Origin of the sequence: Pectobacterium sp. HCp5_1 (genome assembly GCF_032905925.1) — a bacterium.
Classification (GTDB): domain Bacteria; phylum Pseudomonadota; class Gammaproteobacteria; order Enterobacterales; family Enterobacteriaceae; genus Pectobacterium; species Pectobacterium brasiliense_A.
In genome coordinates, this window is record NZ_JAUMIO010000003.1 from 39108 (window position 1) to 63124 (window position 24017).

The following is a 24017-nucleotide window of genomic DNA, read 5'->3' on the forward strand; positions in this document are numbered from 1 at the left end:
GCTTAGCTAATGTAGCGTTAGAATATTCAATTTCACTTATCTTATCGGCTTCCATACACTCCCCCGCGATAACAACAAATGATGCAGGAGAGAAGTATGTGGGCGGTGTATTTACAGGGCGTTCTGTTGGGGGCGGCGATGATTCTGCCTCTGGGGCCACAGAATGCGTTTGTGATGAATCAGGGAATTCGCCGGCAGTATCACCTGATGGTGGCGCTGTTATGTGCCTTGAGCGATATGGTGCTGATTGCTGCCGGCATTTTTGGCGGTAGCGCGTTGCTTAGCCAGTCTTCACTGCTGTTGGGGGCGGTGACCTGGGGCGGTGTAGCGTTTCTGCTCTGGTTTGGCTGGGGAGCGATGAAAACGGCCTTCAGCAAGAATATTGCCCTCGCCAGCGCCGAAGTGATGAAACAAAGCCGCTGGCGCATTATTGCTACCATGCTGGCGGTGACCTGGCTTAATCCGCATGTCTATCTGGATACCTTTGTGGTGCTAGGGAGTCTGGGTAGCCAGTTTGCGGACGATGCCCGCAGCTGGTTTGCGCTAGGGACGATGACGGCTTCCTTCACCTGGTTCTTTGCGCTGGCACTATTGGCCTCCTGGCTGGCACCTTGGCTGAATACGCCGCGGGTACAGCGGGTCATCAACTTTTTTGTCGGTGTAGTGATGTGGGGCATTGCTTTGCAGCTGGCGCGTCACGGTTGGCAATGATGGTTGGAAATAAATAACCTCACCTTACGCTGTGTTTCAGAAATTCACCTATATTGTGTGGAGTTGGTAATGCGTTATGTTGGTCGGTAAAGCAATCCGTCTTGTCTCTTTCATTCTGGAAGATACCGTGTTGGCACAGACAATCTATTGATACGGACAATCTATTGATACAGACGATCTATTGATACAGGTAGTCTGCGAGCAGCATGCGTGACGAAACATAAGTAAGGAGAGAGTGTGAAGCGAGGTATGATGAAGCTCAATGCACTGGCGTTGGCCGCTGCGATAGGACTGGGCGGTGTGTCGATAGCCGCGCAGGCTGCGGAATTGCCGGATGGCCCGCATATCGTGACGTCAGGGACATCCAGCGTAGATGCGACACCGGATATCGCGCGTCTGGCGATTGAAGTGAGCGTGTCATCGAAGGATGCGGCGGAAGCGAAAAAGCAGGTCGATGCCCGCGTTGCACAATATTTTGATTTTCTGGGTAAAAATGGCATTGAGAAAAAAGATATTAATGCCGCCAATTTACGTACGCAGCCAGAATATGACTATCTGAAAACAGGTGGTTCGGTGCTGAAAGGCTATCGTGCGGTGCGTCAGGTGGAAGTCACGCTGCGCCAGTTAGACAAACTGAACGAGTTGCTGGATGGGGCGCTGAAATCGGGGCTGAATGAGATTCGCACGGTAGAATTAGGCGTTGCTAATCCAGAAACCTATCGTGATGAAGCGCGTAAGAAAGCCATCGAGCAGGCGACGAGTCAGGCGGAAGCGCTGGCGCAGGGCTTCAACGCCAAGCTGGGGCCGATCTACAGCGTTCGCTATCACGTTGCTAACTATCAGCCGATGCCAATGGCACGGATGTTTAAAACGGCAGATGCCGCGGTGCAAAGCGAAGCAGCACAAACCTATGAACAGCAAACCATTCACTTTGACGATCAGGTGGATGTGGTGTTTGAGCTACAGCGTACGCAGTAACGCTCATGCGGAAATAGGGCTGCGTAAACCATTGATGATACCAACAGGCCTGCTCAGACAGGCCTGTTATTTTTTTACTCTCTATTTTTTACTATCTCAGTACGTTATGACTGCCGCAGTACCTGATGACCGTGCGAGAGCAGGGCGTCCGTCACTTTCCTCATCATCCGGCTTTCCGGCGCGAAGCGGTGCCAGTAGAGCATCCGGCGCTGAAACAGTCCTGGCGTCAGGTCGATTAACTCGTTATTGGCAAGCTCTCTTTCGATTTGCAGATGCGGGATCATGCAGCAGGTCGTGCCTTGACGCGCTAGCTGTACAAACGCTTCCGACGAATTCACGATATGGCAGGGAACGCTGCCAGGTGACAAATCAAAATTCTGCTGTAAAAAGGCCTGATGCATATCATCCAGATGGTCGAAGGCGACCGCCGGTGCACGCAGCAGCGCCGAGCGCGTCACGCCATTCGGGAAATAGCGGGCGGCAAAGGTCGGCGATGCGACAAACAGATAGTCCAGCGCACCCAGTTTATCTACCAGACAGCTTGGCAGCGGCTGAGACTGAATACTCACCGCACCGACCACTTCACCCCGACGCAGCCTTTCCTGCGTGCGCGTTTCATCTTCTACCTGCAAATTAAGACGAATCGGTGAATCGACCAGCACCGGCTGTAACGCAGGTAGCAGCCAGGTTGCCAGACTGTCGGCGTTCACCGCCAGCGACAGCAGTAGCGGGATATCGCTGTTGGTTTCATTGCCCAGCCACTCTTCTTCCAGCAGCTCGACCTGATGAAGCAGAGCCAGCAGTTTCTGCCCTTGTTCCGTTGGGCGAGGCGGGATGGTTCTGACTAATAGCGGCTGGCCGAACAGGTTTTCCAATTGTTTAATACGCTGTGAAACGGCAGATTGGGTAATACACAGTTTTTGGGCCGCGCGTTCAAAACCACGCTCGCGGATGACGGCATCCAGAGCCTGAAGCGTTCGATAGTCCGGGCGTTTCATGAAAGTCAAAATCCTCTGAATGAGTCTGTTTTTTTTCACTATGCCACATTTTGCAGATTTGCCATGCAGAAATCTTATTTTGGCTGTTGTGCGCAATCACGATTCAGCACGGTATGTGTGAAATGGTACGCATGAAATAATGCATCGGCGATGAAGTGAATTTGCACGCTTTCCCCAACGTGCATGTTCTATAATACGCACACGTTTTCGTATATCGATTCTACAGGCCAGAAGCAGATTATGACGCAAGATGAACTGAAAAAAGCAGTGGGATGGGCAGCGCTCGACTACGTCCGTCCCGACACCATTGTGGGAGTAGGAACCGGATCGACGGCAGCACACTTTATTGATGCGCTGGGTTCGATAAAACATCAAATCAAGGGCGCGGTTTCCAGCTCGGATGCCTCAACGGAAAAGTTGAAAAGTCTGGGTATCCCGGTTTTTGACGCGAATGATGTGGATTCGCTGGATGTCTACGTGGATGGCGCGGATGAGATCAACGGCCACATGCAGATGATCAAAGGCGGTGGTGCAGCGCTGACCCGCGAGAAAATTATTTCGGCAATGTCGCGTCAGTTCATTTGCATTGTCGATGCATCTAAACAGGTTGATGTGCTGGGTAAATTCCCGCTGCCGGTTGAAGTTATCCCGATGGCGCGGTCTTACGTGGCGCGTGAACTGGCGAAGTTGGGCGGGCAGCCAGTCTATCGTCAGGGCGTGCTGACGGATAACGGCAACGTCATTCTTGATGTACACAACCTGAATATCATGGATGCGGTCGCGGTAGAAAACCACATTAATGGTATCCCTGGCGTCGTAACCGTTGGGCTGTTCGCCAACCGCGGTGCGGATGTTGCGTTAGTCGGTACGGCTGAGGGTGTAAAAACCGTCGTTAAATGAGTGCGCGATCGTTCTGGCGTGGTGAACCCCCACGTCAGAAATTTTTTAGCTAAAAAAATCCATTTAGTTAACGGCTCATTTTTGGTACTTAATATCACATTTTCTTATTTTATTTATCGTCGATATGGCGATGCACATCTTTGGCAATATTTTTTGCCATAAATCAGGCGCGCTCCTCTGTGGCGCGATTTGGGCGAAGCAATCGTTTGTATTGCTGACTGCGTAATTTTTGTTATGTTGGCAGAAGCTATTGAGCACTCTGTCACATTTGAAGTCTGAAAATAAGGTCGGGAAATGGCAAAGGTATCATTGGAAAAAGACAAGATTAAGTTTCTGTTAGTGGAAGGCGTGCATCAGAGCGCGCTGGATAACCTGCGTGCAGCGGGTTACACCAACATCGAGTTCCATAAAGGTGCGCTGGAGCCTGAGGCGTTGAAAGCCTCCATCCGCGATGCGCATTTTGTGGGTATCCGCTCGCGTACCCATCTGACAGAAGAGATTTTTGCTGCTGCGGAAAAACTGATCGCGGTAGGGTGTTTCTGTATCGGGACTAATCAGGTTGAGCTGTCGGCCGCGACCAAGCGTGGTATCCCGGTATTTAACGCACCTTTTTCCAATACCCGATCCGTGGCAGAAATGGTGATCGGCGAAATGCTGCTGATGCTGCGTGGTATCCCGGCGGCCAACGCGAAAGCGCACCGTGGTATCTGGCACAAGCTGGCTGTGGGCTCGTTTGAAGCGCGCGGTAAAAAGCTGGGGATCATCGGCTACGGCCATATCGGTATGCAGTTGGGTATTTTGGCTGAAAGCCTCGGTATGCACGTTTACTTCTATGATATCGAAAGTAAATTGCCGCTGGGCAATGCTCAGCAGGTGCGTCACCTGTCTGATTTGCTGAATATGAGCGACGTGGTGAGCCTGCACGTGCCGGAAAATGAAAGCACGTATAACATGATGGGTGCGGAAGAGCTGGCGCTGATGAAGCCGGGCTCAATCCTGATTAACGCCGCTCGTGGTACCGTAGTTGATATTCCAGCGTTGTGCGACGTGTTGAGCAGCAAGCATTTGTCCGGCGCGGCGATTGACGTATTCCCACAGGAACCAGCAACCAACAGCGATCCGTTCCTGTCGCCGCTGTGCGAGTTTGACAACGTTCTGCTGACGCCGCACATCGGTGGTTCCACGCAGGAAGCGCAGGAAAATATCGGTGATGAAGTCGCTGGAAAACTGGCGAAATATTCAGACAACGGTTCTACGCTGTCTGCGGTGAATTTCCCGGAAGTGTCGCTGCCTGTTCATGGCGTTCGTGCCAGCCGTCTGCTGCACATCCATGAAAACCGTCCTGGCATGATTACCAAAATTAACCAGATCTTTGCTGAGCAGGGCATTAACATCGCCGCGCAGTATCTGCAAACGACACCTGAAATTGGTTACGTGGTCATTGACGTCGAAACTGACGGTGCGCAAACGGCACTGCAACTGATGAAGGCCATTCCAGGCACCATTCGTGCCCGTCTGCTGTTCTGATTCGTTTTAATCAGTGAATAAACAGCCAGCCCCTTTTGGGGCTGGTTGCGTTTTTAAAGCGCGATAACGATCTTGCCGCGCATATGCCCTTCCAGCACTTTGCCGTGAGCCTGCTTCAGCGTATCTACCGTTAGCCCTTGCAGCGTTTCGCTGGCGGTTCCCTGAAGTTTTCCTGCATCAACCAGCTGTGCGACTTCGTGTAAAATATTCCCCTGTTCCGCGATATCCGGCGTGGTGAACATGCTGCGGGTAAACATTAATTCCCAGTGCAGCGCTGCGCTTTTGAGTTTCAGCGCCGTTTGGTCGAGCGGATTTTTGTTTTCCACGATGGTGCAGATGTGTCCCATCGGCGCGATCAGTTTGCTGATGGCATCCCAATGGCCGTCCGTGTCGTTCAGGCAGAAAATGTAATCGACCTGTTTGATCCCTTCTTTTTCCAGAGACTCGACCAGATTACGGTAATCCACGACCTTATGGGCACCGCGCTGGCGGCACCACTCTGCCGAGTCAGGCTGTGACGCTGTGGCGATGATATTTACCGAACTGCGCAATGCCGCCAGAGAAATCGCGAGGGACCCTACGCCGCCTGCACCGCCGATAATCAGCAGCGTTTTGTTGCTGTCGGCCTGCTGTATTTTCAAATGCTCGAATAAGCCTTCCCAGGCGGTTAGCGCCGTGAGCGGCAGTGCGGCCGCCGCTGCCCAGTCTAGCGACACCGGCTTATGTGCCACGATACGTGAATCAATTAACTGATGGGTGGTGTTGCTGCCGGGGCGGGTGATATCGCCGGCGTACCAGACTTCATCGCCGACCTGAATGTTGTTAACCGCGCTGCCGATTTTCAGCACGACGCCGCTGGCATCCCAGCCGAGAATTCGTGGCTGCTGTAATCCATTCTGACGTAACCCAGCATGAACTTTGGTATCCACCGGATTGACGGAAATGGCTTTTACACCGACCAACAGATCGTATTCACCGGGCTCGGGAATATCCTGCGTGATGGCAATGAAATTTTCTGGCTGTTGTGGATCAACGGCTATCGCATGAGCGGTCATGGTCTGTTCCTCATTATTTTCAGAATGCGGTCTTGTGAATAAGACATGTTTTTGAATAAAACCAAGTGTAGAACACAGAGATAGGGCTGATAAGATGGACAATAAATAATGCAGTGTTCGTCTGGAGTGAACAATTATGTTTAAGCAATTGCAGGATATGGCGCTGTTTGCGCTGGTGGCCGAGTGTGGCAGTTTTACACAGGCGGCGCGAAAAGCGGGGCTGGCAAAATCCAGCCTGAGCCTGCGCATTAGCCAGCTTGAACAGCAGATTGGCCTGCGATTGCTGAACCGAACCACACGCCAGCTCAATCTGACGTTTGCCGGTGAGCGCTACCTGATTCACTGTCAGGAGATGCTGCAAGCCAGCGAGCGTGCCGATCTTGCCATACAGCGCCTGCGTGATAACCCCAGCGGGCGGCTGCGCATCACCAGCCCGGCAGGATTAGGTTCTACGCTGCTGGCGCGGCTCACCGCCGAGTTTCAGCAGCACTTTCCGGCGGTATCACTGGATGTGCTGATTTCAGACGATGTGATCGATCTGGTGCAGGAGGGTTTTGATGTCGCTTTTCGCACCGGTAAACCGCATGACTCTTCACTGATTGGGCGTTCGCTTGGGCAAACCCCGCGATACTTGCTGGCATCGCCTGACTATCTGGCGCGGCACTCGGCACTACTTCATCCACAACAGCTCCAGCAACACCGCTGTATTGCGCATCATGCCTGGACGGAGTGGCTCCTGCATCGCGGTTCGGAACTCTATCGCTGGTTACTCCCCGATTCGCATATTACGGATAACCTGCTTTACGCCCGTGAGTGCGCGATTGCGGGAGCGGGGATTACGCTATTGCCGGATTTTCTCTGTCTGGATGAAGCGGTATCTGGAAAACTGGTCAGGGTCTTGCCGGATTGGCAGGTGGAAGCCAACGAGCTTTATCTGGTGTACCCCAGCCGCAAGCTGAATTCGCCCGCATTGGCGTGTTTTATCGACTTTGTTTTACAGCATCGCGCGTTGGATGATTACTCAACGTTTTTGAAAAAGCAGTAGGGATTGTCGTACCTATAATATTTTTGTTTCATTTTTACGGATATTTTTTAATTTTTATTGAAACGTGATTTCCATCAACTTATTTTAGGTACGTTTTAGACTGAAAATGCCGATAACAATCGTGGTTCCTTTTGACTTTCTTATGAAAGGTTTGTCCTGCGTGACATTATTGTCACAGTGATATCTGGGCTCTGCCGCACCAGCAATGGCAGAGATAATGTAGACCAGTGATGGTGAAAATGAGAATGCAACCGATGTCTGTTCAAAAAGAGAAGTTGAGTTACATCAACAATATACGTCTCGTTTCGTTATTTATTACTCTTTTTTCAATTATCCTGATTTTATTTGCGCTTTCTATTGGCACAGCGAGCTATTTTTTAAAGCAAAGTAATGATTCATTGGATAAGGCTAATGAATTGTCTGATATCCGCGCTGGTATTAGCAGTAGCCTCGATCAACTGCGCGTTGCCAGATTGCTGCTTATTCAGGCGGGTGCAGCAAACCGTATTAGCGATCATGAGGTCTTTAAATCCGCTTCAGACCAGGCTGCGGGTCGAGTCAGAGCCTCACAGAAGCGTCTGGATGAATATATCGCGCGTCCAGACAAACTGGAGAGCGAAAACGCGCTGGATGACGAGATTCTTAAGGCATACGCCAACTACCGTGATAACGCGATTCTGGCTATGCAGAAAGCGACAAACGACGGGGAATTTGAAGATACGATCACGTTGGAAAGCACGCTGGCCCGTCAGTTAGATGAAGCGTTCAGTGTTCCAGTACGCAAGAAAGTGAATGAACTCACGCAAGCTGCGCAGGATATCAATCATCGTGCGGCGGATAATGCCAAGCTGGGTTACTGGATGATGGCAGGTTCATTTGTCCTGTCGATCATTATGGCGATCATGGCTTATATCATGGTGCGCAATGTGATCCTCGCGCCGGTCAACAGACTGGTTGATCGTATCCAGAAGATCGCGGCGGGTGATTTGACGCAGCCGCCGATGGCGATGGGACGTAATGAAATCGGCATTCTGGGAACGAATATCCAGAACATGCAGGCGGAGCTGACAGATACGGTGACGATCGTGCGCGAAGGTGCGGATTCGATCTATCAAGGGTCGTCAGAAATTACGGCGGGTAACGTCGATCTCTCTTCGCGTACCGAGCAGCAGGCGGCCGCGCTGGAGGAAACCGCCGCGAGCATGGAACAGCTGACCGCGACGGTGAAACAGAACTCTGACAATGCCCATCACGCCAGCCAGTTGGCAAAAAATGCCTCTGAAAAAGCGGAGAAGGGCGGACAAATTGTGCAAGGCGTGGTGGATACCATGCTGGACATTTCTACAAGCTCAAAACGCATTTCCGAAATCACGTCCGTTATTAATAGCATCGCTTTCCAGACCAACATTCTGGCGCTGAACGCGGCGGTAGAAGCAGCGCGGGCGGGTGAACAAGGGCGTGGTTTTGCCGTGGTGGCGGGTGAAGTCCGTAGCCTGGCGCAGCGCAGCGCACAGGCAGCGAAAGAGATTGAAGGGCTGATTGGCGAATCGAGTCGGCTGGTGGAAACGGGCTCTGGGCTTGTGTCCCAGGCGGGTACAACCATGGGTGAGATTGTCCGTGCGGTTGTCAGCGTGACCGACATCATGGGAGAAATTGCTTCCGCTTCTGACGAACAGAGCCGTGGCATCGGGCAGGTGAGTCAGGCCGTGTCTGAAATGGATAGCGCGACGCAGCAGAATGCGGCGCTGGTACAGGAAGCCTCGGCGGCGGCCGTTTCACTTGAAGAGCAGGCTGCGCGTTTAACGCAGGCTGTCGCGGTATTCAAGCTGGCTGGCGTGGCTCAGAGACTGAAGTCGTCCTTACCGAAGGCGGCACCGCAACCGCGCTTAGCGCCAGCGATGGCGCTCGCCGGAGCCAGCAGCAAAGGCAGCGATAGTCAAAACTGGGAAACGTTCTGATCGGATAAGTGAAGCCGTATTGGAAAGAAAAATGGCCCGCAATTTGCGGGCCATTTGTTTTATCACGTTAGATGATGGCTTATTTAGCGATCTTCTTGTATTTGATGCGGTGTGGTTCCAGCGCATCAGCACCCAGCGTACGCTTCTTGTATTCTTCGTATTCGGTAAAGTTACCTTCGAAGAATTCCACTTTACCTTCATCCTGATAATCCAGAATGTGTGTTGCGATACGGTCGAGGAACCAACGGTCATGCGAGATCACCATGGCACAGCCTGGGAATTCCAGCAGGGCGTTTTCCAGCGCGCGCAGGGTTTCGATATCCAGGTCGTTGGTTGGTTCATCGAGAAGCAGCACGTTGCCGCCGACCTGCAACAGCTTCGCCAGATGCAGACGACCGCGTTCACCACCGGACAGCTCGCCAACGCGTTTGCCCTGATCAACCCCTTTGAAGTTGAAACGGCCAACGTAAGCACGACTTGGCATTTCGGTGTTGCCGATACGCATGATGTCCTGCCCGCCAGACACTTCTTCCCAGACGGTTTTGCTGTTATCCATCGCGTCACGGAACTGGTCAACTGACGCCAGTTTCACCGTTTCACCCAGCTCAATCGAGCCGCCATCCGGCTGTTCCTGACCGGACATCATGCGGAACAGGGTCGATTTACCGGCACCGTTCGGGCCGATAATGCCGACAATCGCGCCTTTCGGTACGGAGAAAGAGAGTCCGTCGATGAGCTGACGTTCGCCGTAAGACTTGCTGAGGTTGGTGACTTCCACCACTTTATCGCCGAGGCGAGCACCTGGTGGAATAAACAGTTCGTTGGTTTCGTTACGTTTCTGGTATTCGGTGTTGTTCAGCTCTTCAAAGCGTGCCAGACGTGCCTTACCTTTCGACTGACGGCCTTTAGCGCCTTGACGCACCCACTCCAGCTCTTTCTCAATGGATTTACGGCGTGCCGCTTCCTGAGAGGCTTCCTGTGCCAGACGCTGATCTTTCTGCTCCAGCCAGGAAGAGTAGTTGCCTTCCCACGGAATCCCTTCGCCGCGGTCTAGCTCCAGAATCCAGCCTGCGACGTTATCGAGGAAGTAACGGTCGTGGGTAATCGCCACCACGGTGCCCTCGAAGTCGTGCAGGAAGCGCTCCAGCCAGGCTACCGATTCGGCATCCAGGTGGTTAGTTGGTTCGTCGAGCAGCAGCATGTCCGGCTTTTCCAGCAGCAGACGGCACAGTGCCACGCGGCGACGTTCACCCCCGGACAGGGTAGCGATTTTCGCATCCCACTCCGGCAAGCGCAGCGCATCGGCGGCACGCTCTAACTGGTTGTCCAGATTATGGCCGTCGTGCGCCTGAATGACTTCTTCCAGTCGGCCTTGTTCGGCGGCCAATTTATCGAAGTCTGCATCCGGGTCAGCATACAGCGCATAGACTTCGTCAAGACGCTTCAACGCGGTGACGACCTCAGACACCGCTTCTTCCACAGATTCACGTACGGTGTGCTCCGTGTTTAACTGCGGTTCCTGCGGCAAATAGCCGATTTTGATTCCAGGTTGTGGGCGAGCTTCGCCCTCGATGTCCGTATCAATGCCAGCCATAATACGCAACAGCGTTGATTTACCGGCTCCGTTCAGACCCAGCACGCCGATCTTGGCACCGGGGAAAAAACTGAGGGAGATGTTTTTCAGAATGTGACGCTTCGGCGGTACGACCTTACCGACGCGATGCATGGTATAAACATATTGAGCCACGTTGCGACTTCGCCTCTCTCTTATCTCTATGATTTGTCACCATAAGCGGGTGACCATATGTAGCACTGCGCTACTTAATACTCAGTGGTGCAGCCTGGGAAATACCCCGGCAGCGGATCGATTATTCTAAGTATGAAGTGTAGCGGGTTTCAGCCCGCGATCCCAGCTATCCGGCGATTTGCCATGGCCGATCTGAGACGTAGGCCCGCGTGATGAATTTCAGAATCGGTTTGCGGATCGGCATATCGTTGTCTGGCATGATGTGCCACACTGGAGCTGCCCGATTATCCGTCATACTTCAAGTTGCTTGTGCGTTGGCAATACTCGGCTCATCTCTGAGCCTCGCCCTGAAGGGCCGCCGCAAGCGGCGTTCAAATTGGCTTAGCCAATTTGTCCTTACTCACCCCAGTCACTTACCTGAGTAAGCTCCTGGGGATTCATGCGGTTGCCGCCTTCACGCAACTCGAATTATTTTGGGTATAGGATAGGGGTATCGATACGATGAAGGATGCCGATAGCAAGTTCGATAACGGATGAGGTTAATGCAGGTGAGAAAAGCGGGTCATTGGTGGTACGCCGTTTCGGCGATATGTCTGGCTGGGATTTCCGGCCATGCGCTGGCGGATTCTCTGGACGAACAGCGTCAGCGCTATCAGCAGGTTAAGCAAGCATGGGACAGCAACCAGATGGACACGGTCGCGCAGCTGATGCCGACGCTGCGCAGTTACCCACTTTATCCTTATCTTGAATACCGTTCGCTCACGCAGGATCTGAGTCAGGTCAGTGCGACGCAGGTGAAGCAGTTTATGGCAACGCACCCGACGTTGCCGCCCGCCCGTAACCTGACGACCAGCTTTGTGAATGAACTGGCGCGCCGTCAGGACTGGATTGGGCTGCTGGCATTTAGCCCCCAGCCGCCGAAGCCGGTCAGCGCCCGCTGTAACTTTTATTACGCCCAGTGGGCAACCGGTCAGCGTCAGGGCGTGTGGGAAGCCACGCGGGATATCTGGCTGACAGGGCGTTCGCTCCCTACCGTGTGCGATAAACTCTTCTCCGTCTGGCAGCAGGCCGGCGAACAGACGCCGCTGACGACGCTGGAACGCGCGCGTCTGGCGATGGACGAAGGTAGCAGCAGTCTGGTGAGCTATCTCATCAAGCAGTTACCCGACGATTATAAAACGATGGGCGATGCGCTGCTGAAACTCCAGAACGATCCGAATTCGCTGGAGAGCTTCGCCCGTACCGTCGGACCGACGGATTTTACGCGTAAAGTCACACTCTCGGCCTTTACGCGCACGGCGCGTCAGGATGCTGATAATGCCCGCTCGATGCTGCCAGTCATTGCCCGTTTGCAGAAAATGAGCGCAGCAGAACGTCAGGGGATGGAAGAAACCATTGCCTGGCGTTTGATGGGCAACGATGCTACGCCAGAACAGGCACAGTGGCGGGATGGCGTGGTGCGGCAGAGCACGTCGACCACGTTGCTGGAACGCCGTGTACGTATGGCGCTGGGAGCCGGCGATCGTCAGGGGTTAACGAGCTGGATGGCGCGTTTACCCGCGGATGCGTTACAGAAAGACGAATGGCGCTACTGGCGTGCGATAGTGCTATTGGATCAGGGCAAACGGCAGGAAGGCGAGACGCTATTACGCAGCCTGATGCAGGAACGCGGGTTCTATCCGATGGCGGCGGCGCAGAAACTGAACGAGCGCTATCCCATGACTATCATGGCGGCGGTGAAACCGGATCCTTCTTTGTCTCAGCTACCGGAAATCACCCGCGTGCGGGAGTTGATGTTCTGGCAGATGGATAATCTGGCGCGCAGCGAATGGGTCGGGCTGGTGGCGAATCGCAGCAAACCGCAGCAGGAAGCACTGGCTCGCTATGCGTTTGAACAGCGCTGGGCGGATTTGAGCGTGCAGGCGACGATTGTCGCGAAGCTGTGGGATCATCTGGAAGAGCGTTTCCCGCTGGCCTGGAACGATGAATTCCGCCGTGAAACACAGGGGAAAGGCATCAGCCAGAGCTATGCAATGGCAATTGCTCGTCAGGAAAGCGCCTGGAACCCGAAAGCACGTTCTCCGGTAGGTGCATCGGGCCTGATGCAGTTGATGCCCGCGACGGCGCAGCATACGGCCAAAATGAGTAATATCACGTTCTATACGAACAGCAGCCAACTGTTCGATCCCGAAACCAATATCCTGTTGGGAACGAACTACCTGGAGTACGTGTACCAGACATTCGGCCGTAACCGCATTCTGTCTTCCGCGGCTTACAATGCCGGGCCGTCGCGTGTGAATACCTGGTTAAGGAACAGCGCTGGGCGCATCGATCCCGTTGCGTTTATCGAAAGTATTCCGTTCTCGGAAACACGGGGTTACGTGAAAAATGTGCTGGCGTATGACGTCTTCTATCGCTATTTCCTGAATCAGCCAGCCAGTGTGCTGACGGATGCGGAATGGCAGCGGCGTTATTGAGACGTGGCGTTGCGCTCGTTGCCTGAAATTGTGTTATGCTGCTGTACTAGTTAAATAGTATGGCAGCCCGTTATGACTCCGTTATCGCTTATCGACCCGGCACTTTCTGAACAAGACAATGAGCATTGGTTACGCTTTGTCGCGCTATTGCAGCAGTCTATTGCGGAGGATCTTCAATTGCCGCTGCTTCAACTCCTGCTGACGCCGGATGAGCGTACAGCGTTAGGAACGCGGGTGCGAATTATACAGGAGCTAATGCGGGGTGAAATGAGCCAGCGTGAGCTGAAAAGCGAGTTAGGTGCGGGAATTGCGACGATTACGCGCGGTTCAAACAGTCTGAAAGCCGCGCCCCCCGCGTTAAAAAGCTGGCTGGAAGCGCAGTTGCTGTCGGCAGATAAGCCGTTGAGTGACGACGCGTAGCCGTTACGGTTTTGCTGCCTGTACGGGAATCTGATAGATCGGATTATGGAACGGCACCAGTGCCAGCAGCAGCGCCTGATGGTACACGCTGGTGCGTGACAATTTGCCGTCGGTAAAGACGCCGATGGCACCACCTTTATGTTTGATATTCTGAACGCCCGTCAAACGCTCCATTTCATCGCCTAATTCCCGCCCTTCACGGATACCATGTAATATACTTTCTGGAAGAACCAGGCTTGCAGAACGTGATTCGCCACGCAGGTGGGCGTTTTCGATCACCATCCAGGCGAACGTCATGCTTTCTTCAATGCCTGCTTCGACACCGACCCAAAAATCGGCTTCTGGTCGCACCTGGCGTGCCATCATGACGCGGTTTCTGGCGCCTGTACGGGTTTCGAGAGAGCCGAGAGGCTGGCGTGGGACGCCACTGTCGACGTCAACGCCTTCGATGCGGCAGTTTTCTGCACCAAAGACATCGGTGAATGCCAGAGTAATAGCCTTAATCTTTGCCGGGTTGGTAGTTGCAGCAACAACGTGATACATAACAGTTTCGTACCTTTAGTTAATTTGACGCAGTATAACGGAAAATAACCATGTTACAGGTATATCTTGTTCGCCACGGCGAAACAGAATGGAATGTGGCTCGACGTATTCAAGGTCAATCGGACAGTGCGCTGACGCCAAGAGGTGAGCAACAGGCACAGCAAGTTGCTGGACGAATCAGGACGTTAGGGATTACGCATATTTTTACCAGCGATCTCGGAAGAACGCGTCAGACGACAGAAATCATCGCTAAATCTTGTGGTGATTGCCAGATAATCCTGGAGCCCGGGTTACGTGAATTGAACATGGGCGTCTTAGAAGCCCGCGATTTGGATTCGCTGACCGCCGAGGAAGAAAAATGGCGTAAAGGGCTGGTGGATGGCACGCCCGATGGCCGCATCCCAGAAGGTGAGTCGATGGTTGATGTGGCATTGCGCATGCACGGCGTTCTGGAACGTTGTCTGGCGTTGCCCGCGGGAAGTCGTCCTTTGCTGGTTAGCCACGGTATGGCGCTGGGGTGCTTGCTGAGTACGGTTCTGGGGTTACCCGCATCGGCCGAACGGCGACTGCGCCTACGCAACTGCTCCCTGTCGCGCATTGATTATCAGCAAAGCCCGTGGCTGGCACCGGGATGGGTGGTGGAAACGGCCGGAGATATTTCGCATTTGGATATTCCGGCACTGGATGAGTTACAGCGCTGAGAGCGGTTCTGGATGTTGGATGGGGATAAAATACTCGCAGCGGATGATGTCGGGTATTTCCCCGTCTGTATCGCGACTAGGGTGAAAACGCTCGGCGTCGAACCCTTTACGGCGCGTGAGCTGGAAGGTCGGCAGGCAGGTGTCATACAGGCTGATAATAAAATCCTGTAGCTCGTCTGTCGGGCCGTCAAACACGAACATCGCGTAGTCGCCGCCCGGTAGTGTGATGGGTTCGCCCGTGTGGATATCATCAGGCAGATACTGCGGCTCCAGCGCGGTGGTGTAGAGCACTGCGTGCTCGTCGTCTTTCTCTTTACTCGGCTGTGAATGATGTAGCCCGTAAAGCACCGGTGGGACGCAGCGGGTTTCTCCCAAAAACTGACGCCAATAGTGGACGCGAATTTCCGTACGGAAATTACAAATCTGTTCCAGACGACAGGTATAGGTTTGCGTTAGCCCAAGCAACTGTGTTTCTGGCAGGGTGACAAACTGCGGCTGTGGCAGGGTAAACGCACCAAGCCGGATCGGCGGACGAATGCCAAAAGTGTTCCAGTTATCGGAACGACGATAGGACGCTGGCGTTTGTGCAAACTGTTTTTTGAACGCGCGGGTAAAAGTCTGTTGTGAATCAAAACGGTATTGCAGGGCAATATCAAGGATAGGGCGACTGGTCAGACAGAGTGCAACCGCCGCTTTGGTCAATCTCCGCGCTCGGATATATGAACCAATGGCATGGCCCGTCACATCTTTGAACATTCTTTGCAGATGCCACTTGGAATAACCCGCTTTCGCCGCCACATTATCGAGTGACAGCGGCTGGTCGAGATGGCTTTCCAGCCAGTTAAGCAAGTCACGTATGATACCGGCTTGATCCATAATCTTCCTCATCAAACACATTGAGCGCGAGCGTATTGAGATCCCGCATCATAGCAATATTTTCACTTTGGTACTGCCGAAGATTTTTGAAAATGTTCCGCAGGTAATTTGGATAAGGAGGGAGATTATAGCGGTTTATTTTGCTCATCCCCTTTTTAATTGTGGTTATTAATCGTTTGTTATGAATTGTCACAGGACCTGGAATATGAACATAAAGCGCATCATGGGAGCGGGTCTGCTATTGCTGTCCACCGCCGGCGTTGTCAGTGCGGAAGAAGTGGGATCTGTCGATACGGCCTTTAAACTGCTGGGGCCGGATCATAAGATCGTAGTGGAAGCGTTTGACGATCCGGATGTATCAAACGTGACCTGCTACATTAGCCGCGCCAAAACGGGCGGAATCAAAGGCGGGTTAGGGCTGGCGGAAGACACGTCGGACGCCGCTATTTCCTGTCAGCAGGTTGGGCCGATTACGCTGTCCGATAAAATTAAAAACGGCGGCGATCGCGGATCTGTGGTGTTCCAGAAAAGAACATCGCTGGTTTTTAAGAAATTGCAGGTTGTTCGATTTTACGATCAAAAGCGCAATTCGCTGATCTATCTTGCTTACTCCGATCGTTTAGTCGATGGATCGCCGAAGAATGCGTTGAGCGCGGTGCCGGTTATGCCGTGGGGAAAGAGTGAATAACGTGCGGTAAGAAGGGAAAACAGCCGGAACAGAAGCCTGCTCCGGCTGAGGAGAATTAATTTTCCAGATCGCCGCAGAAGCGGTAGCCTTCACCGTGGATCGTCGCGATGATTTCCGGCGTATCGGCTGTAGATTCAAAGTGCTTGCGGATACGACGGATGGTGACGTCAACAGTGCGGTCGTGCGGCTTAAGCTCACGGCCCGTCATTTTCTTCAGCAGTTCTGCACGGGATTGAATCTTGCCTGGATTTTCGCAGAAGTGCAGCATGGCGCGGAATTCACTGCGCGGCAGCTTGTATTGTTCACCAGCCGGGCTAATCAGAGAACGGCTATTGATGTCCAGTTCCCAGCCGTTGAAACGATAGCTTTCCACCAGACGACGCTCTTCCGTGCCGCTGCCCAGATTCATGGTGCGTGACAGCAGGTTACGTGCGCGGATCGTCAGTTCACGTGGGTTGAACGGTTTGGTGATGTAGTCATCTGCACCGATTTCCAGACCGAGGATCTTATCGACTTCATTGTCGCGGCCGGTGAGGAACATCAAGGCAACGGTGGCTTGCTCGCGCAATTCACGTGCCAGCAACAGGCCGTTCTTTCCTGGCAGGTTGATGTCCATGATCACCAGATTGATGTCGTTCTCGGACAAAATATGGTGCATTTCTGCGCCATCAGTGGCTTCGTGAACAACGTATCCTTCCGCCTCAAAAATGCTTTTGAGGGTATTACGAGTTACTAGCTCGTCTTCAACAATAAGAATGTGCGGCGTCTGCATGTTTGCTACCTAAAATTGCCAACTTAAATTATAGAAATCGGAAGTACAGAAGTCGCTGTCATACCCTGCTGGCCCGCTGGCTACAACGCCAGTTATTCCGGGTATTTCCCTGGAGCTTATCGAGGTAGACTACGCTCTCGCTCAACGTCAGACTCAAGTACGTAAATGCGTTACTGGTGTTCATTCTCTACCCGCTTAGAGGTACTGCTAGCGGATGAGCGTGGCGCTAATTTAACTGCGCTCAAAGTGGCGCACAGTTTAACCTTATTAACAGCAACATAACAGTAAGCACAGATTTTGCCTGCTGATAAATCTACGGTTCTGTTGACATATATCAAATTTCATTTTAGCACGTTAACTATTTTGTGATAAACACTTATAGGATTGCCAGTTTACGTCACAATTTAGCACTTTTTATGAACGATTTAGCATAGCAAATGCCAATAATCATAATTGGCGCTACACAGTCGCTGGTAGTTTTATAACTTATTGAAATAAAATAATTTACCTTATTTTTCTTAGGGTTTTATCTTCCCGCCCATTTTTTGGACTCACCGATGTTTCCTATTGAAGGCTGTGTTGATGCCGGAAATGTTGTTGATTTATTGTTAAGTTTTCACCGTGATACTCAACAAATTGTCGCTATCAATAAATCGTAGTCATCAATAAATTGTTATCGATTACAAGGTCGTGTTGTTTGGCGAGCAGATGAACTATTGCCAAAACGCATGTAACCCATACTGAGGAGTCTATGCAGTTTCATATTATTTTGGTTGAGCCCGCTCGGGCTGAAAATGTCGGGGCGGCTGCTCGTGCGATGAAAACGATGGGGTTCAGCAGCTTGCGTATTGTCGGTAGCACGGTACATCAGGAGCCAGCGGCTCGCTGGGTAGCGCACGGCTCGGGGGATATTCTGGATAACGTACAGACGTTTTCCACGCTGGCCGAAGCGCTGGCAGATGTCGATTTTACGGTCGCGACCACCGCGCGCAGCCGGGCTAAATATCACTATTACTGCACGCCAGCGGAACTGACTGGTGTATTGCAGGAGAAGGTTCAATGGATGGCGTCTGCGGCGCTGGTGTTTGGTCGGGAAGATGTTGGCCTGACGAATGAAGAGCTCGAACTGGCGGATGTGCTGACTGGCGTGCCGATGAAAGCGGATTATCCCTCGCTGAACCTTGGTCAGGCGGTGATGGTGTACTGTTACCAATTGGCTGAACTCATGCAGGTCAAACCGGAAGCGACACCGCCAGCGGTGGCGGGGCAGTTATCGGCGCTACGCGATCGTATGGGTCGGCTTTTGGTTACTCTGGCGGTTGAGGGCGATGAAAAACTGCGGGACTGGCTGCATCAGCGGCTGGGGCGTTTAGAGCAACGCGATACGGCGATGCTCCATCGGTTGCTACACGACATTGAAAAAAGATTGCCGAAATAAGATAGCAGAGATGGCTTTTTTGGCAGTCGAACATCTTGAGTCACGTATTTTGACAACGGTTTGTCCGGCTTATTCCTGTTTAGGCAGTGGGTTGAGCGGCAGGGATTTTTCCTTCGGCGAGAAGAAAAAAAAGAAATCCGTTGACTTCAAAGGGCGATTGGCCTAACTAATAGGGCAGATAACTCTACTTCTAATGAGATTCGATTTTAACATGCGCACTATCAGCCTGATCACCACGATTATTACCATCACCGATACAACCAGTAACGGTGCGGGCTGACGCATATAAAGATTCCAGAAAAAGCCCGCACCGAACAGTGCGGGCTTTTTTTTTATGGCAGGTTATCCCTCAACGCCGTCTGTAAGCGGCATACAAAAAACGCTTCCGGCGTTTGGTTGGCAGAAATTCAGGAGAACAGATAAAAATGCGAGTGTTGAAATTTGGCGGGACTTCAGTAGCAAATGCGGAGCGTTTTGCACGCGTTGCCGACATTATCGAGAACAACGCGCGCCAGGGACAGGTGGCTACCGTATTGTCCGCTCCGGCGAAAATTACCAACCATCTGGTTGCCATGATTGAGAAAACCGTCGCCGGACAAGATATCCTGCCTCATTTAAACGACGCCGAAACGATCTTTTCTTCGCTGCTGCAAGGCCTTGCCGCGTCTCAACCCGGCTTTGACCATGCCCGCCTGAAGGCATTCGTGGATCAGGAGTTTGCACAGCTGAAACACGTTCTGCACGGCATCGCGCTGCTGGGCCAGTGCCCTGATAGCGTGAACGCTGCGATCATCTGCCGGGGGGAAAAACTGTCTATCGCCATCATGGAAGCGGTCTTTCAGGCCCGTGGCTATGGGGTCTCCGTTATCAATCCAGTCGAGAAGCTGCTGGCGCAGGGACACTATCTTGAATCTACCGTGGATATCACGGAGTCGACTCGCCGCATCGCTGAAAGCGCCATCCCGAAAGATCATGTAATCCTGATGGCAGGCTTTACTGCCGGCAACGACAAAGGGGAACTGGTCGTGCTGGGCCGCAACGGCTCTGACTATTCCGCTGCGGTACTGGCTGCGTGTTTACGTGCCGACTGTTGTGAGATCTGGACCGATGTGGACGGCGTTTATACCTGCGATCCGCGTCAGGTGCCGGACGCTCGATTATTGAAGTCGATGTCCTATCAGGAGGCGATGGAGCTATCCTATTTCGGCGCCAAAGTCCTCCACCCTCGCACCATTGCTCCTATCGCCCAGTTCCAAATTCCCTGCCTCATCAAAAACACCGAAAATCCTCAGGCTCCCGGCACGCTCATCGGCATGGACAGCACGGATACACAGTATCCGGTGAAAGGCATTACCAACCTGAACAACATGGCGATGATTAACGTATCCGGCCCTGGAATGAAAGGTATGGTCGGTATGGCCGCGCGCGTGTTTGCCGCGATGTCACGCGCAGGTATTTCTGTTGTTCTGATTACGCAGTCATCTTCCGAATACAGCATCAGCTTCTGCGTATCGCAAAACGAGCTGGCGCGCGCCAGAAAAACGCTGGAAGACGAATTCTATCTGGAATTGAAAGAAGGCGTGCTGGAGCCGCTGGATGTGATGGAGCGTCTGGCCATCCTCTCTGTGGTGGGCGATGGCATGCGTACGCTGCGCGGCCTGTCTGCTCGTCTGTTCTCGGCATTGGCGACGGCAAATATCAATATCGTGGCTATCGCGCAGGGCTCCTCCGAGCGTTCTATCTCCGTCGTGGTGAATAACGATGTCGCCACCACTGGCGTACGTGTTGCCCACCAGATGCTGTTTAACACCGATCAGGTGATTGACGTATTTGTGATCGGCGTCGGCGGCGTAGGTGGTGCACTGCTGGATCAGATCCACCGCCAGCAGCCGTGGCTGAAAGACAAACATATCGACCTGCGCGTGTGCGGGATCGCCAACTCCAAAGCGATGCTGACCAATATTAACGGCATCTCGATGGAAAACTGGCATGAAGAGCTGGGTAAAGCCCGCGAACCGTTTAATCTGGGTCGTCTGATCCGTCTGGTTAAAGAGTACCATCTGCTGAACCCGGTGATCGTTGACTGTACGTCGAATCAGGCTGTGGCCGATCAGTACGTGGATTTCCTGGCCGACGGTTTCCATGTCGTGACGCCAAACAAGAAAGCCAACACGGGGTCGATGAATTACTATCACCAACTGCGTAGCGCTGCGGCGAAATCCCGTCGTCGTTTCCTGTATGACACCAACGTTGGTGCAGGCCTGCCGGTGATTGAGAACCTGCAAAATTTGCTGAATGCAGGTGATGAGCTGATTCGCTTTACCGGAATTCTCTCTGGCTCGCTGTCCTTTATTTTCGGTAAACTCGATGAAGGCATGTCGTTGTCGGAAGCGACCACGCAGGCGAAAGAAAAAGGCTATACCGAACCCGATCCGCGTGACGATCTGTCCGGTATGGACGTAGCGCGTAAACTGCTGATTCTGGCGCGTGAAGCAGGTTATCAACTGGAGCTGGGCGATATTGAAGTGGAATCTGTTCTGCCTGCCAGCTTCGATGCTTCCGGCGATGTTGCCAGCTTCATGCAGCGCCTGCCGTCGGCAGACGATGAGTTTGCCAGCCGTGTTGCACAAGCGCGTGATGAAGGTAAAGTGTTGCGCTATGTCGGCGTGATTGAAGAAGGCCGCTGTAAGGTCAAGATCAGTGCCGTTGGCGGCAACGATCCGCTGTTTAAAGTCAAAGATGGCGAGAATGCACTGGCATTCTACAGCCGTTATTATCAGCCACTGCCGCTCGTGTTGCGCGGTTATGGTGCGGGTAACGATGTTACCGCTGCTGGTGTGTTCGCAGATCTGCTGCGCACCTTGTCATGGAAGTTGGGAGCATAATTATGGTTAAGGTGTATGCACCTGCATCAATCGGTAACGTCAGCGTCGGGTTTGATGTGCTGGGTGCGGCCGTCTCGCCAGTAGACGGTTCACTGCTGGGGGATTGCGTCTCTGTTGAAGCCGCCGATCTGTTCAGCCTGCGTAATGAAGGGCGTTTTGTTAGCAAGCTGCCGGACAACCCGAAAGAAAACATTGTGTATCAATGTTGGGAACTGTTCTGTCAGGAAATTGGCAAAACCGTGCCAGTAGCGATGACGCTCGAAAAGAACATGCCGATTGGTTCGGGGCTCGGTTCCAGCGCTTGTTCTGTCGTCGCTGGGCTGATGGCGATGAACGAATTTTGCGGTAAGCCGCTGGATGATACCCGTCTGCTGACGCTGATGGGTGAGCTGGAAGGGCGCATTTCCGGCAGCGTTCACTACGATAACGTTGCCCCGTGTTTCCTTGGCGGCGTCCAACTGATGCTGGAAGAGAACGGCATCATCAGCCAGCCTGTGCCGTCATTCGATGATTGGCTGTGGGTCATGGCGTATCCGGGGATTAAAGTCTCCACTGCTGAAGCGCGCGCGATTCTGCCTGCGCAATATCGTCGTCAAGATTGTATCAGCCACGGCCGCTATCTGGCCGGCTTTATCCACGCTTGCCATACCGGACAGGCTGAGCTGGCGGCGAAACTGATGAAAGATGTCATCGCGGAACCTTATCGTACGAAACTGCTGCCCGGCTTTGCGGCCGCTCGTCAGGCTGCTGAAGATATCGGGGCGCTGGCCTGCGGTATTTCCGGCTCTGGCCCAACGTTATTCTCCGTCTGCAACGACATGGCAAGCGCACAGCGCTTAGCCGACTGGCTGCGGGATAACTATTTGCAGAACGATGAAGGTTTTGTTCATATTTGCCGTCTTGATACGACTGGCGCACGACAACTGGGATAACGCATGAAACTGTACAACCTTAAAGATCATAACGAGCAGGTCAGTTTTGCTCAGGCTATCAAGCAAGGGCTGGGTAGCCAGCAAGGGCTGTTCTTCCCGCTGGAACTGCCGGAATTTGAGCGCACCGAAATTGATGCACTGCTGGATCTGGATTTCGTTACTCGCAGCAGCCGTATTCTGTCTGCGTATATTGGCGACGAGATCGCGGCTGAAACCGTGTTCGAGCGCGTAAAAGCTGCCTTTGCGTTCCCGGCACCCGTTGCGCCAGTTGCTGAAGACATTGCTGCGCTGGAGCTGTTCCACGGCCCGACGCTGGCCTTTAAAGATTTCGGCGGCCGCTTTATGGCGCAAATGCTGACCGAAGTGTCTGGCGACGAGAAAATCACTATTCTGACGGCGACCTCTGGCGATACTGGTGCCGCTGTGGCGCACGCCTTTTACGGTCTGGAAAATGTCCGCGTTGTGATTTTGTATCCGCAGGGCAAGATTAGCCCGTTGCAGGAAAAACTGTTCTGTACGTTGGGTGGCAATATTCACACCATCGCGATCGACAGCGATTTCGATGCCTGTCAGGCGTTGGTGAAAAAGGCGTTTGATGATGAAGAACTGAAAAAGGCGATTGGCCTGAACTCAGCGAACTCCATCAACATTAGCCGTCTGCTGGCGCAGATTTGCTACTACTTTGAAGCCGTTGCACAACTGCCGCAGGAAGCCCGTAACCAGCTAGTGGTTTCTGTACCAAGTGGTAACTTCGGCGATCTGACTGCTGGCCTGCTGGCGAAATCGCTGGGTCTGCCGATTAAGCGCTTCATCGCAGCGACCAACGCCAATGACACCGTGCCGCGTTTCCTGAGCAGCGGAAATTGGGAACCGAATAAAACGGTGGCAACGTTATCCAACGCGATGGACGTAAGCCAGCCGAACAACTGGCCGCGCGTGGAAGAGCTGTTCCGTCGTAAGAACTGGCAGTTGAAAACGCTGGGCTTTGGCGCAGTGAGCGATGAAACCACGAAAGAAACCATGCATGAGCTGGATGCGTTAGGCTATCTCTCTGAGCCGCACGCGGCGATTGCTTACCGTCTGCTGCGCGATCAGCTGCAAGCCGGTGAGTTCGGCCTGTTCTTGGGTACGGCGCACCCAGCGAAATTCAAGGAAAGCGTAGAAGACATTCTTGGCAAAGAACTGGATCTGCCAGAAGCGCTAGCTGAGCGTGCCGATCTGGATCTGCTGTCGCACAACTTCCCGGATGATTTCGCGAAGCTGCGTGAGTTCCTGATGTCACTGCCGGAATAAATCGATTGAAAGGGCGGCGTTTTCGCCGCCTTTCTTTTTTGCCTATCGTACTATTTATACCCTAAATAATTCG

At 53.0% G+C, this 24017-nt stretch carries 21 protein-coding genes and 1 other annotated feature; of the genes, 15 read left to right on the forward strand and 6 right to left on the reverse strand.

Annotated elements, in window-relative coordinates:
- Positions 1 to 96: 96 nt before the first annotated feature.
- Both argO and Q3A88_RS03040 read left to right on the forward strand, forming a co-directional pair.
- Positions 97 to 711, forward strand: a complete 615-nt coding sequence (argO, locus tag Q3A88_RS03035) for an arginine exporter ArgO (protein ID WP_014916729.1) — start codon at positions 97 to 99, stop codon at positions 709 to 711.
- 252 nt (positions 712 to 963) lie between these two features.
- Entirely contained in the window at positions 964 to 1689 is a 726-nt protein-coding gene (locus tag Q3A88_RS03040; protein ID WP_039285344.1) for an oxidative stress defense protein, read from the forward strand.
- Positions 1690 to 1793: 104 nt separating this feature from the next.
- Here the strand turns inward: Q3A88_RS03040 and Q3A88_RS03045 are convergent, their stop codons facing one another.
- A complete protein-coding gene (locus Q3A88_RS03045; RefSeq protein ID WP_010300546.1) occupies positions 1794 to 2687 on the reverse strand; it encodes a LysR family transcriptional regulator ArgP in 894 nt (297 codons plus the stop codon).
- 240 nt (positions 2688 to 2927) lie between these two features.
- Between Q3A88_RS03045 and rpiA the strand changes: the two genes are divergently transcribed.
- Together rpiA and serA are read left to right on the forward strand one after the other, a co-directional pair.
- Complete coding sequence (gene rpiA / locus Q3A88_RS03050) at positions 2928 to 3587, forward strand: ribose-5-phosphate isomerase RpiA (protein ID WP_010681795.1); 660 nt, start codon at positions 2928 to 2930, stop codon at positions 3585 to 3587.
- A gap of 294 nt (positions 3588 to 3881) precedes the next feature.
- Positions 3882 to 5114, forward strand: coding sequence for a phosphoglycerate dehydrogenase (gene serA / locus Q3A88_RS03055; RefSeq protein WP_317177391.1), 1233 nt, complete (start codon positions 3882 to 3884; stop codon positions 5112 to 5114).
- A gap of 53 nt (positions 5115 to 5167) precedes the next feature.
- On the opposite strand, the gene Q3A88_RS03060 is transcribed toward serA, so the two are convergent.
- Positions 5168 to 6169 (reverse strand): zinc-binding alcohol dehydrogenase family protein, encoded by a 1002-nt coding sequence (locus tag Q3A88_RS03060; protein WP_317177392.1) that lies wholly within the window; start codon positions 6167 to 6169, stop codon positions 5168 to 5170.
- Positions 6170 to 6305: 136 nt separating this feature from the next.
- Here Q3A88_RS03060 and Q3A88_RS03065 point away from each other — a divergent pair, with 136 nt between their 5' ends.
- On the forward strand, positions 6306 to 7214 hold the full coding sequence (locus tag Q3A88_RS03065) for a LysR family transcriptional regulator (RefSeq protein ID WP_039461761.1): 909 nt from the start codon (positions 6306 to 6308) through the stop codon (positions 7212 to 7214).
- A 254-nt stretch (positions 7215 to 7468) separates the two neighbouring features.
- On the forward strand, positions 7469 to 9172 hold the full coding sequence (locus Q3A88_RS03070; protein ID WP_317177393.1) for a methyl-accepting chemotaxis protein: 1704 nt from the start codon (positions 7469 to 7471) through the stop codon (positions 9170 to 9172).
- A gap of 79 nt (positions 9173 to 9251) precedes the next feature.
- On the opposite strand, the gene ettA is transcribed toward Q3A88_RS03070, so the two are convergent.
- The gene (gene ettA, locus Q3A88_RS03075; protein ID WP_010300532.1) at positions 9252 to 10919 is read right to left on the reverse strand and encodes an energy-dependent translational throttle protein EttA; all 1668 of its coding nucleotides are present in this window, start codon (positions 10917 to 10919) and stop codon (positions 9252 to 9254) included.
- Between the two features lie 542 nt (positions 10920 to 11461).
- On the opposite strand from ettA, the gene sltY reads away from it, so the two are divergent.
- Entirely contained in the window at positions 11462 to 13396 is a 1935-nt protein-coding gene (gene sltY, locus Q3A88_RS03080; RefSeq protein WP_094371024.1) for a murein transglycosylase, read from the forward strand.
- Between the two features lie 72 nt (positions 13397 to 13468).
- Positions 13469 to 13816, forward strand: a complete 348-nt coding sequence (gene trpR / locus Q3A88_RS03085; protein WP_014916720.1) for a trp operon repressor — start codon at positions 13469 to 13471, stop codon at positions 13814 to 13816.
- 3 nt (positions 13817 to 13819) lie between these two features.
- Here trpR and yjjX read toward each other — a convergent pair whose 3' ends face one another.
- Entirely contained in the window at positions 13820 to 14359 is a 540-nt protein-coding gene (gene yjjX, locus Q3A88_RS03090; protein WP_010300523.1) for an inosine/xanthosine triphosphatase, read from the reverse strand.
- A 50-nt stretch (positions 14360 to 14409) separates the two neighbouring features.
- Between yjjX and gpmB the strand changes: the two genes are divergently transcribed.
- A complete protein-coding gene (gene gpmB, locus Q3A88_RS03095) occupies positions 14410 to 15060 on the forward strand; it encodes a 2,3-diphosphoglycerate-dependent phosphoglycerate mutase GpmB (protein ID WP_014916718.1) in 651 nt (216 codons plus the stop codon).
- On the opposite strand, the gene robA is transcribed toward gpmB, so the two are convergent.
- Complete coding sequence (gene robA / locus Q3A88_RS03100; protein ID WP_100018125.1) at positions 15049 to 15936, reverse strand: MDR efflux pump AcrAB transcriptional activator RobA; 888 nt, start codon at positions 15934 to 15936, stop codon at positions 15049 to 15051. The two genes, gpmB and robA, sit on opposite strands and share 12 nt — an antisense overlap.
- 205 nt (positions 15937 to 16141) lie before the next feature.
- On the opposite strand from robA, the gene creA reads away from it, so the two are divergent.
- Positions 16142 to 16624 carry a protein CreA gene (gene creA / locus Q3A88_RS03105; protein WP_039278144.1) on the forward strand — a complete coding sequence of 161 codons (483 nt, stop codon included), beginning with the start codon at positions 16142 to 16144 and terminating at the stop codon, positions 16622 to 16624.
- Between the two features lie 55 nt (positions 16625 to 16679).
- Here creA and arcA read toward each other — a convergent pair whose 3' ends face one another.
- Complete coding sequence (gene arcA, locus Q3A88_RS03110; RefSeq protein ID WP_010300511.1) at positions 16680 to 17396, reverse strand: two-component system response regulator ArcA; 717 nt, start codon at positions 17394 to 17396, stop codon at positions 16680 to 16682.
- A 751-nt stretch (positions 17397 to 18147) separates the two neighbouring features.
- On the opposite strand from arcA, the gene Q3A88_RS03115 reads away from it, so the two are divergent.
- From Q3A88_RS03115 to thrC, 5 genes are all read left to right on the forward strand, one after another.
- Positions 18148 to 18834 carry a tRNA/rRNA methyltransferase gene (locus Q3A88_RS03115; protein WP_317177394.1) on the forward strand — a complete coding sequence of 229 codons (687 nt, stop codon included), beginning with the start codon at positions 18148 to 18150 and terminating at the stop codon, positions 18832 to 18834.
- Positions 18835 to 19045: 211 nt separating this feature from the next.
- Positions 19046 to 19114, forward strand: coding sequence for a thr operon leader peptide (gene thrL, locus Q3A88_RS21865; protein WP_014916714.1), 69 nt, complete (start codon positions 19046 to 19048; stop codon positions 19112 to 19114).
- Positions 19053 to 19168 (forward strand) — a sequence feature (Thr leader region). (Overlaps the previous gene by 62 nt.)
- Positions 19169 to 19259: 91 nt before the next feature.
- Positions 19260 to 21719: a bifunctional aspartate kinase/homoserine dehydrogenase I gene (gene thrA, locus Q3A88_RS03120; RefSeq protein ID WP_075278375.1), complete on the forward strand. Its 2460-nt coding sequence runs from the start codon at positions 19260 to 19262 to the stop codon at positions 21717 to 21719.
- A gap of 2 nt (positions 21720 to 21721) precedes the next feature.
- Complete coding sequence (gene thrB / locus Q3A88_RS03125) at positions 21722 to 22651, forward strand: homoserine kinase (protein WP_010681781.1); 930 nt, start codon at positions 21722 to 21724, stop codon at positions 22649 to 22651.
- Positions 22652 to 22654: 3 nt separating this feature from the next.
- Positions 22655 to 23944, forward strand: coding sequence for a threonine synthase (gene thrC, locus Q3A88_RS03130; protein ID WP_010681780.1), 1290 nt, complete (start codon positions 22655 to 22657; stop codon positions 23942 to 23944).
- Positions 23945 to 24017: the final 73 nt, after the last annotated feature.

Bases quoted from the DNA above. Each gene is read 5' to 3' on its own strand.
- yjjX (WP_010300523.1), bottom strand. From the start codon at position 14,359: ATGTATCACGTTGTTGCTGCAACTACCAACCCGGCAAAGATTAAGGCT.
- Q3A88_RS03115 (WP_317177394.1), top strand. From the start codon at position 18,148: ATGCAGTTTCATATTATTTTGGTTGAGCCCGCTCGGGCTGAAAATGTC.
- Q3A88_RS03065 (WP_039461761.1), top strand. From the start codon at position 6,306: ATGTTTAAGCAATTGCAGGATATGGCGCTGTTTGCGCTGGTGGCCGAG.
- rpiA (WP_010681795.1), top strand. From the start codon at position 2,928: ATGACGCAAGATGAACTGAAAAAAGCAGTGGGATGGGCAGCGCTCGAC.
- Q3A88_RS03040 (WP_039285344.1), top strand. From the start codon at position 964: ATGAAGCTCAATGCACTGGCGTTGGCCGCTGCGATAGGACTGGGCGGT.
- trpR (WP_014916720.1), top strand. From the start codon at position 13,469: ATGACTCCGTTATCGCTTATCGACCCGGCACTTTCTGAACAAGACAAT.
- gpmB (WP_014916718.1), top strand. From the start codon at position 14,410: ATGTTACAGGTATATCTTGTTCGCCACGGCGAAACAGAATGGAATGTG.
- robA (WP_100018125.1), bottom strand. From the start codon at position 15,936: ATGGATCAAGCCGGTATCATACGTGACTTGCTTAACTGGCTGGAAAGC.
- serA (WP_317177391.1), top strand. From the start codon at position 3,882: ATGGCAAAGGTATCATTGGAAAAAGACAAGATTAAGTTTCTGTTAGTG.
- thrC (WP_010681780.1), top strand. From the start codon at position 22,655: ATGAAACTGTACAACCTTAAAGATCATAACGAGCAGGTCAGTTTTGCT.
- thrB (WP_010681781.1), top strand. From the start codon at position 21,722: ATGGTTAAGGTGTATGCACCTGCATCAATCGGTAACGTCAGCGTCGGG.
- arcA (WP_010300511.1), bottom strand. From the start codon at position 17,396: ATGCAGACGCCGCACATTCTTATTGTTGAAGACGAGCTAGTAACTCGT.
- argO (WP_014916729.1), top strand. From the start codon at position 97: ATGTGGGCGGTGTATTTACAGGGCGTTCTGTTGGGGGCGGCGATGATT.
- sltY (WP_094371024.1), top strand. From the start codon at position 11,462: ATGCAGGTGAGAAAAGCGGGTCATTGGTGGTACGCCGTTTCGGCGATA.
- creA (WP_039278144.1), top strand. From the start codon at position 16,142: ATGAACATAAAGCGCATCATGGGAGCGGGTCTGCTATTGCTGTCCACC.
- thrA (WP_075278375.1), top strand. From the start codon at position 19,260: ATGCGAGTGTTGAAATTTGGCGGGACTTCAGTAGCAAATGCGGAGCGT.
- Q3A88_RS03060 (WP_317177392.1), bottom strand. From the start codon at position 6,169: ATGACCGCTCATGCGATAGCCGTTGATCCACAACAGCCAGAAAATTTC.
- Q3A88_RS03045 (WP_010300546.1), bottom strand. From the start codon at position 2,687: ATGAAACGCCCGGACTATCGAACGCTTCAGGCTCTGGATGCCGTCATC.
- Q3A88_RS03070 (WP_317177393.1), top strand. From the start codon at position 7,469: ATGTCTGTTCAAAAAGAGAAGTTGAGTTACATCAACAATATACGTCTC.